Origin of the sequence: Jannaschia maritima, assembly GCF_030973515.1 — a bacterium.
Lineage (GTDB): Bacteria > Pseudomonadota > Alphaproteobacteria > Rhodobacterales > Rhodobacteraceae > Jannaschia > Jannaschia maritima.
In genome coordinates, this window is sequence record NZ_JARGZA010000008.1 from 33,901 (window position 1) to 47,000 (window position 13,100).

Sequence of the window (13,100 nt, forward strand, 5' to 3'; positions counted from 1 at the left end):
GCTCGGGTCGCGGGCGGCGTCGGGGGCCGTGCGTCGTGCATATCGGATGGCCCGTCAAGGCGCGTCGCGGCCGCCCCGTTCCGTCAAAGCGACCCCGCCAGGCGGTCGGCCTCCCCCGGATGCATGGCCACGCTCTGGGCCGCGGCGGGAAAGGTCCCCGCTTCCACGTCGGCGGTCCAGGCGCCCAGGGCGCGGACGCGTTCCTCGTGGACGCGGGCCTGCAGCGCCGCGACGTCGCCATAGGCGCGGGCGTGGCGCGGCAGGCGTCCGGGACCGCCGCACACGTCGTCCTGGAACAGGAACGCCACCTCCCCCGCCGGACCGGAACCCAGCGACACGACGACGAGGCCGGTGCGCGGCGCGATCGCGGCCAACGCGTCCTGCGCCACCAGCTCCGCCTCCACGGCGAAGGCGCCCGCATCCTCCAGGCGGCGGAAGGCCTCCGCCAGGGCCTTCGCCTCCGCGGCGTCGCGGCCCACGGCGCGGACCCGCCCCCGCCAGGTCGACTTGCGCGGCACGAAGCCCAGATGCCCCATCACGGGGATCTCCTCGCGCGCAAGCACCTCGACCATGGCGGGGCTGCGACCCGTGATGACCGCATCCGCCCCCGCGGCGACCGCTCCGAAGGCCGCGCGCAGCATCTCGTCGGCGGTGATCGCGGCGTCGAAGCCCAGGGCGGCGGTCAGGAAGGCGTGCGGCGCATGGCTGCGGACCTGCGGCACGCTCGCGGCCCGGCAGACCAGCATCCCGATGCCCGCCGCATGGGCCGCCGCCGCCTCCTCGCGCGTTTCGGCCGTGGTCTGCACGGCGCGGCGGCCGGTGCCCTTCAGCGTGCGCAGGCTGGCCACCGTCCAGTGGCGTTCCACCGGGCGGCCGCCGAAATCGAACAGGCGCGCCGTCACGTCAGCTTGTCGGCATAGTAGTCCGGCGCCACCGTTCCGGGCTTCGAGAACCAGTCCCGCACCTCCACCCCGGAATAGAGCAGGATGTTCCCCCACGGGTCGAACGCGCCCGTCCGGACGATGCACTTCGCCCGCGCGGCCAGTCCGCCCAGGATGTCCTCGTGCGTCTCGAACCCATGCTCGGCGTCGGGGAACAGGCCGCGCACGGTTTCCAGAAGCGGCGCGTTGTGCTCGGGCAGCGTGTCGGCATAGGCGACCTTCTCGGCGATGAATGCGTCCGCGACGGCGCCCAGAACGGTCTTCAGGTCGGGCACGTCGGGCACCAGCGCCAGGTCGATGCGCCAGGCATCTCGCGGGATGGGGAACCCCGCGTCGCAGACGATCATCAGGTCGCCGTGGCCCATGCTGGCGATCGCATGGGACAACTCGGCGTTCAGCAGGCGGGACCGCTTCATCGGGACCTCCGGGGTTGGGGAACGTTGGACAGAAAGGCGTCGGCCTGCGCCCGGTCGGGCAGCGCGGGGATGACCCCGAGCGCGGTGCAGGCATGGCCGCCGCAGGCCACCCCCATGCGCACCGCGTCCATCAGCGGCCGGCCCTCGGCCAGGGCGGTGGCGAAGCCCGCGTTGAACGCGTCGCCCGCCCCGGTCGTGTCGACGGGGGACAGGGGCAGCGCCTCGACGGTGGTCTCGCCCTCCTCCGTCAGCACGAGCGCGCCGCGCCCGCCCAACGTGACCACGACGTTCGACACGCCCCGCGCCCGCAACTCGCGGGCCAGCTCGCGGGACGAGCGCGGATCGTCGGGGCGCAGCCCGAGCAGGATCCGAAGCTCCGATTCGTTGGGCGTCATGTAGTCGACATTCGGAAGGACGTCCGCCGGGACGGGCGCGGCGGGGGCCGGGTTCAGGATGGTGCGCGCGCCGTGCCGCCGCCCCAACGCCATGGCGCGCGCCGCGGCGGCCATCGGGATCTCCAGCACGGTGGCGACGACGTCGCTCCGCGCGATCCGGTCCTCGGCGGCGTCCACGCGGGCGGCGTCCATCGCCTCGTTCGCGCCCATGTCGAGCAGGATGAAGTTGTCCCCCGCCTCGTTCAGGATGATGAACCCCGCCCCCGTGGCCCGGGCGTCGTCCACCCGGACATGCGTCGCGTCGACCCCGTCCGCCCGCCACAGGGCATGACCGACCTCGGCCAGCTGATCGCGCCCGACGACCGCGACCAGGGCCGCGTCCGCGCCCAGGCGCGCGGCGGCGACCGCCTGGTTCGACCCCTTGCCGCCCGGACCCATGTCGAACTCGCGCCCGAACATGGTTTCGCCGAAGACGGGCAGCTTGGGCGCCCGCATCGTCAGCCCGACGGCGAAGCTGCCGACCACGGTGATGACCGGTCCGCCCGTCATGGCACGGCCCTCTGCATGATCGCCTCCTCGGTGATGGCGGCGCCCGTCAGCTCGTCGGACAGCCGCCCGGCGCGCACGACCACGACCCGCGACGCCTGCAGCACCAGCTCCGTCATCTCCGACGTGATCATCACGATGCCCACGCCCTCGGCGGCCACGTCCCGCAGGATGGCATAGATCTCCGCCTTCGCGCCCACGTCCACGCCGCGCGTCGGCTCGTGCAGGATCAGGACGCGGGGGTCGCTGACCAGCCCGCGGCTCAGGATGATCTTCTGCTGGTTGCCCCCCGACAGCGTGGCGATGCGCTGGCCCAGGCTGCTGATGCGCGCGTCCAGCCGCGCCACCTGCGCGCGTGCCGTGCGCTCCACCGCGCGGCGGCGCAGGATGCCCGCCCAGGACACCGCCCCGAGGGTGGAGGCGACGACGTTGTGGGCCACCGACATGGTCGACAGCATGCCCCCGTTGCGCCGGTCCGCGGGGATGTACGCCAGCCCCGCGCGCAGGGCGGCCCCCGACGACGCGCCGACCTCGCGCCCGTCCACGCGGACGGATCCGCTGCGCGGTCGCAGTCCGAACAGGGCATCGCCCAGGCTGTCCTTGCCCGAATCCGGCAGCCCGCCCACCCCCAGGATCTCGCCCGCCCGCAGCGTGAAGGACACGTCCGCGACGTCGGGCGCGCAGGCCAGACCCGCGACCTCCAGCACCGCGGGGGCGTCGGCGCTGGCCTCCGCGGCGGGGCTCAGGGCGAAGGGCGTCGCGCCCACCAGGTCGCGACCCACCATCGCGCGGATCAACCGGTCCTCGTCGGCGTCGGCGGCATTCATCGTCTCGACGTGGCGGCCGTCGCGCAGGACGCTGATCCGGTCGGCCAGACCCAGGACCTCGTCCAGGTAATGCGACACGTAGAGGACGCAGACCCCCTCGCCGCGCAGCTGGCGCACGACGCGGAACAGCTCCTCCGACTCGCGGGGGGACAGGGCGCTGTTGGGCTCGTCCAGCACCAGCACGCGGACGTCGCGCCCGATGGCGCGCGCGATCTCGACCATCTGCATCTCGGCCACCGACAGGCGGGACACGGGCGTGTCGGGGTCGACATGACCCATGCCCAGCCGCGCCAGCGCGCGCCGCGTCATGTCGCGCATCGCGGCGCGTGGCATGGGCCGCACCGCGCCGCGCGCCGCGACGGTGGGCATGGTGACGTTCTCGGCCACCGTCAGGTTCCGGCACAGCGCCAGCTCCTGGTACACGACGCCGATGCCGCGGGACTGCGCGTCCAGCGGACCGGCCAGACGCACCGGCGCGCCGCCCAGGTAAACCGCGCCCGCATCGGGCGACAGGTCGCCGCCCAGCACGTGCATCAGCGTGGACTTGCCCGCGCCGTTCTCGCCGATCACGGCGTGGACCTCGCCCGGCCGGAAGGCCAAGCTGACGTCGTCCAGTGCCAGGACGCCCGGGAACCGCTTGGTCAGCCCCCGGACCTCCAGGATGGCATCGCCGTCCGTCACTGGACTTCGGCGATGTTGTCCTGCGTATAGATGCCGACGCCCGTATCGACGTCCTCGATCGTTTCGCCGGCCAGGAACCGCCGGATCAGGTCCACCGCCTCGTAGCCCTGACGCTCCGGCGCCTGGTCGATCGTCGCGTCGATCACGCCGTCGGCCACCAGCGCCACGGTCCCGTCCAGCAGGTCGAAGCCCACGACGTCGATGCGGTCCACCGCGCCGTTGCGCTCGACCCATTCGCCCGCCGCGGGGGTGGAGCAGCATTCGAGCGACAGGATCCCGTCCACGTTCGGGTTGGCCAGCATCGCGTTCTCGATGGAGGCATAGATCTCCTGCGGATCGGTGCCGGTGTTGATCGTGGCGATGACCTCGACCCCGGCCTCCTCCAGTGCCTCTCGCGCGCCCGTCTCGCGGTCGATCGACCACTGCGCGGCGGCGTCCAGCGTGGTGATGACCACCCGCCCCTCGCCGCCCAGCACGTCTGCCATCAGCTTGCCTGCCTCGCGGCCCGACTGAACCAAGTCCTGTCCCGCGAAGGCCAGCCGCCCCGAATCCGGGTTGTCGGTGTTGTAGGTCACGACGGGGATGCCGGCCTCCATCAGACGGTCGATCAGGGGCGCCACGGCGTCCGTCGACACCGACGAGATCGCGAGCCCGTCGATCTGGTCCATCAGGGTCTCGATCTCCGAGATCTGGCCGTCGGCGTCGGCGCCCACGGGGCCGATGAAGCGGGCGGTGACGCCGTCCTCCGCATCGGCGCGCTCGACGCCCGCGCGCACTGACGGCGCGAACTCGTTGCTGACGTCATGATAGCTGACGAAGACGTTCAGCTCCTCGCCCGCCTCGACCTTCTGGGCGATCCGGTCGGACAGGGCGAAGTCGGACACGTTGGCCTGGGCCAGGGCGGCCGCGGGCGCGCAGGCGATCAGGCCGATCGCGAACAGGGTTCTCATGGTCTTTCCTCCCTTTGGTGGGGCCACCATTCGACGGCGGGCCCCTTCGTTCAACCGCCTCGGCGACGGCTCCACTTGTCGATGGCCACGGCCACGATGATCACCAACCCGATCATCAATTCCTGGACGAAAGGCGACACGCCCATCAGGACCAGTCCGTTGCGCATCACGCCGATGATCAGCACGCCCAGGATCGTGCCCAGGATCGTGCCCTCCCCACCGGCCAGCGACGCGCCGCCGATGATCGTCGCGGCGATCACGTCCAGCTCCAGCCCCAGGCCGGTGCGGCCCGCCTGACCGGAAGGCAGGAACGCCATCGCCAGAATGCCCGCCAGGGCGGCCAACGTCCCCATGACGGTGAACGCCCAGATCTTCACGGCTTCGATGCGGATCCCGCTGATGCGCGCGGCCTTCGCGCTGCCGCCCACGGCGAACACGCGGAACCCGAAGGTCGTGCCCGCCAGCACCGCCCAGGCCACGGCGGCCACGGCGGCGAAGAACACCAGCTGCATGGGGATCACGTCGAACAGGCGCCCCTGCCCCATGAACTCGAACGCCGCCAGCGTGTCGGGGTCTGCGCCGAGGCGCTCGTTCACCGTGACGGGACGGCCGTCGGTCAGGATCAGCGCGGCGCCGCGCACGATCGACAGCATGCCAAGCGTCGCGATCAGGCTGGGCAGGCGGCCATAGGTCGACAGCAGCCCGTTGATCGCCCCGATCACCGCACCGCACAGCAGCCCCGCCGCCAGCGCGGGCAGCAGGGCCCAGCCGCCCACGATCAGCATGCCGGTGGCCAGCCCCGCGAACGCATAGATCGAGCCGATGGACAGATCGACCTCGCCCGAGATCAGAACGAAGGTCATGCCGACCGCCATGATGCCCAGAAGCGACACCTGGCGCCCGACGTTCAGCAGGTTCGTCTGCGTGAGGAAGCTTTCGGTCGCCAGCGACAGCACCACGCAGAGCGCGATGAGCGCCAGGGCGACCCCCGTCTCGCGCAGGCCGAACAGGCGGGACAGGGCGCCGCGCCGGGTCCGGCCCGGCGCGGACTGGACGTCCGCTGCGCTCATGCGGCGTCCTTGAAGCTGCCGGCGGCCACCGTCTTCAGTTCCTCGTAGTTGCCATAGTCGCGCACCCGCTTGAAGGGCGCGTTCTCGACCGCGTTGTACGAGCAGATGTAGCCCCAGCGATGCTGATCGGACCGGTTCGCGTCCGACCGGTGCAGCAGGTTGCCGTGGAAGACCAGCGCGTCGCCGGGCTCCATCTCGACATAGACGTGCTCGAACCGTTCCAGCGCGGCGTCCAGATGCTCCTGGCTCACGTTGGTCTGCCCGTCCTCGCGGATGTGGTCCAGGCGGCCCAGGGCGTGCGTGCCCTTCAGGACCTGCAGGCAGCCGTTCTCCCGCGTGGCGCGGTCGAGGCTGACGTAGATGCTGTTCATCTGCGGCGCCAGGCAGCCATAGTTGTACCAGTACCCGAAGTCCTGGTGCCATTCCCAGGCCCCGCCCTCGCGCGGCTGCTTCATGGTCATCTTGTGGCTGTACAGGTAGATCGGCGCGCCGATCGTCGACTCCGCCAGGCCCACCATGCGCTCGTCGCGCGCCAGCAGGCCGTACTTGTCGTCGCCCGCGGTGGTCCACATCTTCAGGAGCGTCGCATTGCCCTGCTTGTCGCCCTTGGACATGATCCCGCCCGCCGCGGCCTCCGCTTCCAGCTGGGCCCGGGCGTGGCCGCGGAAGTCCTCCACCTCGTCGGGGGACAGCAGGCCCTTGCGGATGAAGTAGCCGTCCCGGGCATAGGCCGCCGCTTCGTCGGCGGTCGGTCGGATGTCGGTGTCGTTCGCCATGCTCTCGTCTCCCCTGAGGCGGCCCCGGCCCCGTGGCCCGGCGGCGTTGCGTTCGGTGCAATCTGGCCTCCGGGCGCCCATCCGTCGATTGACGTTCCAGCCGTCCGTTTTGTACGCAACGCGCATGGCCGACCCCGTCCATCGCATCGACCTGACCCACATCCCGGCCGCGGGGTGGACCCGAACGGGCATGACCGTCACGCGGGCCGGACGGTTGACGGCGGGGCCGGGCGATGCGGTCCGGCGGCCGGCGTATCCCGGCCAGGACCTCCTGCTATGCCTGTCGGGACGCGGCACGATCGACAGCGGCGGGCGGGCGCAGCGGGTGGCCCAGGGCGATCTGGCCTGGATCGCCAACGACGGGCCCCACGGTCACAGGGCCGACGAGGCCGATCCCTGGACGCTGGCTTGGTGCCGGATCGACGGGCCGGAACTGGGTGCGATGCGGTCCGCGCTCCACCCCGGGGCGCAGACGGTGACGCGCCTGGCCCGGCCCGCGGGCGCGCTGGCCTGGTTCGAACGCCTGTTCGCCCTGCTGCGCGCCCCCTCCCCCGGCGTGGGGACGGATCTGCGGCTGAACCGGATGGTGGCCGAACTGCTGGACCACCTGCCGCAGGGCTGGGGGGACGATTGCGGGCGCGGGATGCCGAAGGTGCTGGACCCCCTGCTGCGGGCGATGCGCGCCCGTCCCGAACTGGCGTGGTCCGCCGGGGAGATGACCGCCGTCACCGGCCTGTCCGAAGCACAGTTGCGCCGCCTGTTCGCACGTCACCTGTCCCTGGCCCCGCGGGCCTGGCTGCGGCGCGAGCGGATCACCCTCGCGCAGCGGCTGATCGCTGAAGGGAACACGCCCCTGAAGACCGTGGCGCTGCGCTGCGGGTTCTGCGACGTCTATCACTTCTCGCGCGCCTTCCGGCAGGAAACGGGCCTCGCCCCGGGGGCATGGCGCGCGGGACGGGTCTGACGGCGATCCGCCCGCGAACGACCCTGCGTCACTCCGCCATCGAGCGTTCCACCACGTCGGCGGGATAGCGCAGCGGATCGGGCGTGGCCGATGCCAGCCGCAGATAGCCCAGCACCCGCCCGTCACGCTTGGGATCGACCATCAGCATCTCGCCTTCGTAGATGCGGAAGTTCGTCATCGCCTCCACGTTGTCGAAATGAGTGATAACCAGCAGGGGTCCCTCCCCCTCGCCCCCGTCCCAGTCCATCACGACCTCGCGCAGCGATGCGCCGTCGCCCCCGTTCCGCGTTCCCAGCCGCGTCAGGCGCGGATCCAGGTCCGCGGTCATGCCGTCGAGCGCGTTCATGTCGAGGTTCAGCATCCCGCGCTCCAGCGCGGCATATGTCTGTTGCGCCGCGCAGCGTTCGGACACGAGGATCCGGCCGGGGCGCAACTCGTTGACGACGAGCAACGTGCCCAGCTGCCGCATCGCATCGTCGCCGCGGTTGGACAGCGGCCGTTGTCCCGTGCAGTCCATCGGTCCGGCCTCCGGGTCGTCGGGGGCGTCCCAGTCGGACGGACCGGCGCGCATCACGAAGACGATGTCGTTGCGGAAGAGCTCATCCAGCATCTGCCACGGCTCGAAGCGGATCGCTTCCGTGACGGCCATGTCCTGGGGCGTCTCGCTCTCCATGGTCATGGTCATCTCGCCGGTGAAGCCCGACACGGGCGCGATGGCGGCGGACCAGCCGTCGCCCTTCATCTCGCGCGCCTCCTGCGCGGCCGCGACCGATGCCAGGACGCTCAGCGCGACGGCGGCGGCGGCGGCGGCGATGCGACGGGGGCTCATTCGAAATGCCCCACGTCGGGCGTGGCGGATGCCAAGCGCAACATGCCCAGCACCCGACTCCCCTCGCGCGGGTCGAGCAGCAGCATCTGACCTTCGAACACCGAAACGTCCGTAAGCTCCTGAATGTTCGTGAAGTGCGAGATCACCAGCAGCGGCCCCTGTCCGTTTCCGCCGTCCCAGTCCTCGATGAAGTCGCGCATCGCCGCCACGTCGGGGGCGCCCTGCAGCGCCAACAACAGGTTCAGGTCGCTCATGGTCTCGACGGCGATCCCGTCCAGCGCGGCGGGGTCGGCGTCCAGCATGCCCCGACGCATCGCGTCCAGCGTTTCCTGGTTGCGGCACCAGTCGCTGACGACGATCCGTCCAGGCCGCAGGTCGTGGGCCACCATCAAGGCTCCCAGCTCGTACATCTGCCGCTTGCCCGGTTCGGTCATCACGCGCTGGTTCTCGCAATCGTCCGGCGCCACGTCGGTCGCGTCGCGCATGGACCAGTCCGTCGGGCCGTGTCGCATCAAGAGGACGACGTCGTCGCGCAACAACGCATCGAGCGTTTCCCACGGGGCGAACGTCAGTTCCTCCGCCACGACCCGGTCGGGGTCGCTCGCCGACCCAGGCATCACCATGCTCAACCGACCGCCATCGCCGTCGCGCGCGACGGCGCCCGACATGGTCTGCGCGGCTGGGGGCAGCGCCGTCGCCAGCATGGCCGCCAGCGCGAGGGCGAGGGGTCGGTACGGTCTCATGATGTGGCATCTCCCGGTTCGGTGGCAGGGGCGGGGCGGGGCCCGCATCCGGTATATGACATGTCATGGCGGGATCCCCACCCCCATCGACGCACGGACGTCGTGCGGAGTTGACAGCTGTCAACTCGAACGACGTGCCGTCCATCTGCTCGGTCCGGCCTGCCGCCGAGTTGACAGCTGTCAACTCGAGCGGGCCGATGGCCAGTTGCGGGTCCGCAACGGGGTCGGGCCGCACACGGACGATACTTGCGCGATGCATCCCGCCGCGGTCAGATACGCCAACGAGCAGTCAGAACGCCGCGCGCCGTAACAAGCGCCCAGACGGCGCAGCACCGGAGGCCAGGACATGGACGGCACACCCCCGAACGAAGGGGCCAGCTTGGGCCGGCCCGATCCCGCGCGGAAACCCCGGATCGACGAGTTGGTGGGTCGGCACGCCCATCTGTTGTCGCAACGCCTGCAGGCCCACCGCGCGCAACTGTTCCCGCCCGATGCGCGCCGGGTCATGCGCTCCTTCACGTCGGGGGAGGCGGCCAAACTGCTGGGCGTCAAGGACGCCTATCTGCGGCGGCTGCATCTGGACGGTCGAGGCCCCGAACCCGCCACGAAGGCCGGCCGGCGGCACTACACCACGCGGGACCTGTCGGACCTGCGCGACCTCTTGGAGGCGGGCGCCAAGCAGCCGGGCACCTATCGTCCCGGTCGCCGTTCGGGCGATCACTGCCAGGTCGTGACGGTCATCAACTTCAAGGGCGGCTCCGGCAAGACGACCACCGCGGCGCATCTGGCGCAGAAGCTGGCGCTCGACGGGTATCGCGTCCTGGCGATCGACCTGGATCCCCAGGCCAGCCTGTCGGCGCTGCACGGCTATCAACCGGAGATGGACCTGCCGGATGGCGGGACGATCTACGACGCGATCCGCTACGACGACCCGGTGCCGCTGCGCGACGTGATCCGCCCGAGCTACATCGCCGGGCTCGACATCGTGCCGGGCAACCTGGAGCTGATGGAGTTCGAGCACGACACCCCCCGTGCGCTGGCGGGCGGGGCAGGGGAGGCCGGGTTCTTCTTCACCCGGATCGGCCATGCCCTTTCGGACGTATCGGATGACTACGACGTCGTGGTCGTCGATTGTCCGCCGCAATTGGGGTTCCTGACCATGTCGGCCCTTTCGGCCGCCACCGCCGTTCTGGTCACCGTGCATCCGCAGATGCTGGACGTGATGTCGATGTGCCAGTTCCTCCTGATGGTGTCGAACCTGCTTGGCGTGGTCGCGGATGCGGGGGGCGACATGTCGTACGACTGGATGCGCTATCTGGTGACGCGGTACGAGCCGGGGGACGGGCCCCAGAACCAGATGGTGGGCTTCATGCGGGCGATGTTCGGCGATCACGTCCTGAACCATCCGGTCCTGAAATCCACGGCCATCTCGGATGCGGGCTTGACCAAGCAGACGCTCTACGAAGTGGATCGCACGCAATTCACCCGCGCCACGTACGAACGGGCGCGCGACAGTCTGGACGCGGCCAACGCGGAGATCGCTGGCTTGATCCAAGGGGCATGGGGACGCTGACATGGCACGCAAGGATCTGTTGAAGGGGTTGATGGACGCGCCCGCACCACAGGCGGGGACGCGTGAGGCAGCGTCCGGCAGGCGGGACCCGGCCCCCCGCGCCGCGGGAGGCGCCATCGGGGCGGTCAGTCGATCGGTCGCCGACCTCAAGTCGCGCGCCGTGATCGAGGTCGATGCCCGCATGATCGACGGTGCGGGCATCGCCGATCGCATGGACGAGGATGCCGACCTCGACCGACTGGCCGAGTCGATCCGGGAATACGGCCAGCAGGTTCCCGTCCTGTTGAGGGTCAATCCGAACGATCCCGAACGGTGGGAGGTCGTGTACGGCCGCCGCCGGGTCGCGGCGCTGAAGCGTCTGGGCCAACCCGTCCGCGCGCTGGTGCGCGACCTGAACGACCGTGCGCTGGTGATCGCGCAGGGTCAGGAGAACGCGCATCGCAAGGACCTGACCTTCATTGAGCGCGCGAACTTCGCGCGTCAGATGGTCGATGCGGGATACGACCGCACGACCATCGGGGCCGCGCTGGCTGTGGACAAGACCGTCATCAGCCGGATGCTGAACGTGATGGATCGCGTCCCGTTGCAGGTCGTGCACGCGATCGGCGCGGCCCCGTCCTTCGGTCGCGACCGTTGGATCCGGCTCGCCGATGCGATCGGGGATCGCGGCGCGGACGCGGTCGCGGCGCTGGCCGAAGGCGACACGTCGGACGATCGCTTCTCGGCCGTGATGGCGGGCCTCGCCAGACCGAGGCGGCAGGCGGATCCCAGAAGGGTGGTGTCCGGGCCTGGGGGGCGCATCGCGACCGTCCAGGTCGAGGGAGGTCGCGCCAGGTTGACGGTCGAGGATGCGCGGTTCGGTGATTGGTTGGCCGGGCGGTTGGAGCGGCTTCATGACGAATGGGTGGCCGCGCGGGAATGATCGGCGGGGGGTCTGGGGACGCGGTTCTCCGCCCGATCCTCGCCTGTGTTATATCGTGTTAAGGAGTCGTGTTACGCGTGAGCTTGTTTAGCCCAAGCGTCTGACTTCGTTCGACTTATCACGGCTCTGCGGCATCGCCAGTCACCGATCCCCCGAACGATCGTCACGGATCCCCCGGTTCAGGGTCATCGTTCCCCCGAACGCTGGCATCAGGGCGGTTCGAGCGGCGCGATCGTCACCGATACCCCGAATTTCGCATGCTACAGATGCTTGTGGTCATCGAAACCCCGAATCCCTTGACATGGTCACCGTTCCCCCGAATATCGGCCTATGGTCACCGATTCCCCGAATGATGCATCCGGCGACGTCCTGATCGTCACGGATCCCCCGAATGTGGACGATCACCTCCTGCCCGATCGTCATCCCCAAACGGAACTGTTCGTGTGCGACGTGGGCGACGCCGTCCTGAAGGACATCGTCCAGGAGATGGAGCATCCGTTCTATTCGCTGTCGAAGAAGCCTGAGACGACGGTCCGTCGCTACGAGCACAACGGCCATTGGCTGGAGGTGACGCCGAGCGTGAAGGGCTTGGCGACCATTTACGACAAGGACATCCTGATCTACGCGATCAGCCAGATCATGGGCGCCCTGAAGCGGGGGCAGAAGGTCGCCAAGCGGGTCCGTATCAACAGCCACGAGTTCCTGGCCTTCTCGAACCGCGGCACGGGGGGCAAGGACTACAAGGCTCTGGTGGAATCGCTCGAACGGCTGCGCGGCACGACGATCAGCACCAACATCCGGTCCGGCGACGAGGAGCAGATCGACACGTTCGGCCTGATCGAATCGTCGTCCGTGCGGCGCAAGTTCGGCTTGGACGGGCGTCTGCAATGGGTCGAGGTGACGTTGTCGGACTGGGTGTTCAACGCCATCCGCAACCAGGAGGTGCTGACGCTCCATCCATCCTACTTCCGGCTGCGCAAGCCCATGGAGCGGCGCATCTACGAACTGGCGCGCAAGCATTGCGGGCAGCAGCGGCAATGGCGGTGCGGGATCGGGATCCTGCACAAGAAGTCGGGCTCCAAGTCGCCGGTGAAGCATTTCCGCTATCTGCTGAAGGACATCGCGGAAACGAACCATCTGCCGGACTATACCATCGAACTGGAGGAGGGGGGCGAGATCGTCCGCTTCACCAACCGCGGCACGATGCACGAAGCCGCGGAGGCGAAGGCGCTGGAATCGACGGGGGCGGTCCGGTTGTCGGACGCGGGAATGCAGGCCGGGCGGGAGGCCGCGCCGGGCTGGGACATCTACGTCTTGGAACAGGAATGGCGGTGCTGGATGGCCGATGGCGGCCTGGATGCGCCGCGGGATGCGGACAAGGCCTTCGCCGGCTTCTGCCGCAAATGGTACGAGCGGCGTGGCGCGCCGTGACGCGGTGCATTCTGGGGCCGGCGGGGGCGGTCCGCC

The 13,100-nt window shown here is 70.0% G+C and carries 13 protein-coding genes; 4 read left to right on the forward strand and 9 right to left on the reverse strand.

The window, feature by feature from the left end; all coding sequences use genetic code 11:
* Window positions 1-83 precede the first annotated feature (83 nt).
* From P0084_RS09280 to P0084_RS09310, 7 genes are read right to left on the reverse strand one after another with little or no spacing between them, the layout of a single operon-like run.
* A complete protein-coding gene (locus P0084_RS09280) occupies window positions 84-902 on the reverse strand; it encodes a 3-methyl-2-oxobutanoate hydroxymethyltransferase (RefSeq protein ID WP_308916560.1) in 819 nt (272 codons plus the stop codon).
* Complete coding sequence (gene rbsD, locus P0084_RS09285; protein WP_308916561.1) at window positions 899-1,357, reverse strand: D-ribose pyranase; 459 nt, start codon at window positions 1,355-1,357, stop codon at window positions 899-901. The genes P0084_RS09280 and rbsD overlap by 4 nt, the downstream gene beginning before the upstream one ends.
* The gene (locus tag P0084_RS09290) at window positions 1,354-2,301 is read right to left on the reverse strand and encodes a ribokinase (protein ID WP_308916562.1); all 948 of its coding nucleotides are present in this window, start codon (window positions 2,299-2,301) and stop codon (window positions 1,354-1,356) included. The genes rbsD and P0084_RS09290 overlap by 4 nt, the downstream gene beginning before the upstream one ends.
* Window positions 2,298-3,806 carry a sugar ABC transporter ATP-binding protein gene (locus P0084_RS09295; protein ID WP_308916563.1) on the reverse strand — a complete coding sequence of 503 codons (1,509 nt, stop codon included), beginning with the start codon at window positions 3,804-3,806 and terminating at the stop codon, window positions 2,298-2,300. Before P0084_RS09295 ends, P0084_RS09290 begins: the two co-directional genes overlap by 4 nt.
* The gene (locus tag P0084_RS09300; protein ID WP_308916564.1) at window positions 3,803-4,756 is read right to left on the reverse strand and encodes a sugar ABC transporter substrate-binding protein; all 954 of its coding nucleotides are present in this window, start codon (window positions 4,754-4,756) and stop codon (window positions 3,803-3,805) included. Before P0084_RS09300 ends, P0084_RS09295 begins: the two co-directional genes overlap by 4 nt.
* 50 nt (window positions 4,757-4,806) lie before the next feature.
* Window positions 4,807-5,826 (reverse strand): ABC transporter permease, encoded by a 1,020-nt coding sequence (locus P0084_RS09305; protein ID WP_308916565.1) that lies wholly within the window; start codon window positions 5,824-5,826, stop codon window positions 4,807-4,809.
* The gene (locus tag P0084_RS09310; RefSeq protein ID WP_308916566.1) at window positions 5,823-6,602 is read right to left on the reverse strand and encodes a phytanoyl-CoA dioxygenase family protein; all 780 of its coding nucleotides are present in this window, start codon (window positions 6,600-6,602) and stop codon (window positions 5,823-5,825) included. The genes P0084_RS09305 and P0084_RS09310 overlap by 4 nt, the downstream gene beginning before the upstream one ends.
* 124 nt (window positions 6,603-6,726) lie before the next feature.
* On the opposite strand from P0084_RS09310, the gene P0084_RS09315 reads away from it, so the two are divergent.
* Entirely contained in the window at window positions 6,727-7,566 is an 840-nt protein-coding gene (locus tag P0084_RS09315) for an AraC family transcriptional regulator (protein ID WP_308916567.1), read from the forward strand.
* A 28-nt stretch (window positions 7,567-7,594) separates the two neighbouring features.
* On the opposite strand, the gene P0084_RS09320 is transcribed toward P0084_RS09315, so the two are convergent.
* Together P0084_RS09320 and P0084_RS09325 are read right to left on the reverse strand one after the other, a co-directional pair.
* Window positions 7,595-8,395 (reverse strand): hypothetical protein, encoded by an 801-nt coding sequence (locus P0084_RS09320; RefSeq protein ID WP_308916568.1) that lies wholly within the window; start codon window positions 8,393-8,395, stop codon window positions 7,595-7,597.
* On the reverse strand, window positions 8,392-9,138 hold the full coding sequence (locus tag P0084_RS09325) for a histidine phosphatase family protein (protein ID WP_308916569.1): 747 nt from the start codon (window positions 9,136-9,138) through the stop codon (window positions 8,392-8,394). Before P0084_RS09325 ends, P0084_RS09320 begins: the two co-directional genes overlap by 4 nt.
* A 346-nt stretch (window positions 9,139-9,484) precedes the next feature.
* Between P0084_RS09325 and repA the strand changes: the two genes are divergently transcribed.
* The 3 genes from repA (at window position 9,485) to P0084_RS09340 (ending at window position 13,064) form a co-directional block, all read left to right on the forward strand.
* The gene (repA, locus tag P0084_RS09330) at window positions 9,485-10,711 is read left to right on the forward strand and encodes a plasmid partitioning protein RepA (protein WP_308916570.1); all 1,227 of its coding nucleotides are present in this window, start codon (window positions 9,485-9,487) and stop codon (window positions 10,709-10,711) included.
* A gap of 1 nt (window position 10,712) precedes the next feature.
* Window positions 10,713-11,633: a plasmid partitioning protein RepB gene (gene repB, locus P0084_RS09335; protein ID WP_308916571.1), complete on the forward strand. Its 921-nt coding sequence runs from the start codon at window positions 10,713-10,715 to the stop codon at window positions 11,631-11,633.
* A 393-nt stretch (window positions 11,634-12,026) separates the two neighbouring features.
* Entirely contained in the window at window positions 12,027-13,064 is a 1,038-nt protein-coding gene (locus tag P0084_RS09340) for a replication initiator protein A (RefSeq protein WP_308916572.1), read from the forward strand.
* Window positions 13,065-13,100: the final 36 nt, after the last annotated feature.

Bases quoted from the DNA above. Each gene is read 5' to 3' on its own strand.
- P0084_RS09305 (WP_308916565.1), bottom strand. From the start codon at position 5,826: ATGAGCGCAGCGGACGTCCAGTCCGCGCCGGGCCGGACCCGGCGCGGC.
- P0084_RS09300 (WP_308916564.1), bottom strand. From the start codon at position 4,756: ATGAGAACCCTGTTCGCGATCGGCCTGATCGCCTGCGCGCCCGCGGCC.
- repA (WP_308916570.1), top strand. From the start codon at position 9,485: ATGGACGGCACACCCCCGAACGAAGGGGCCAGCTTGGGCCGGCCCGAT.
- P0084_RS09325 (WP_308916569.1), bottom strand. From the start codon at position 9,138: ATGAGACCGTACCGACCCCTCGCCCTCGCGCTGGCGGCCATGCTGGCG.
- P0084_RS09320 (WP_308916568.1), bottom strand. From the start codon at position 8,395: ATGAGCCCCCGTCGCATCGCCGCCGCCGCCGCCGCCGTCGCGCTGAGC.
- repB (WP_308916571.1), top strand. From the start codon at position 10,713: ATGGCACGCAAGGATCTGTTGAAGGGGTTGATGGACGCGCCCGCACCA.
- rbsD (WP_308916561.1), bottom strand. From the start codon at position 1,357: ATGAAGCGGTCCCGCCTGCTGAACGCCGAGTTGTCCCATGCGATCGCC.
- P0084_RS09290 (WP_308916562.1), bottom strand. From the start codon at position 2,301: ATGACGGGCGGACCGGTCATCACCGTGGTCGGCAGCTTCGCCGTCGGG.
- P0084_RS09310 (WP_308916566.1), bottom strand. From the start codon at position 6,602: ATGGCGAACGACACCGACATCCGACCGACCGCCGACGAAGCGGCGGCC.
- P0084_RS09315 (WP_308916567.1), top strand. From the start codon at position 6,727: ATGGCCGACCCCGTCCATCGCATCGACCTGACCCACATCCCGGCCGCG.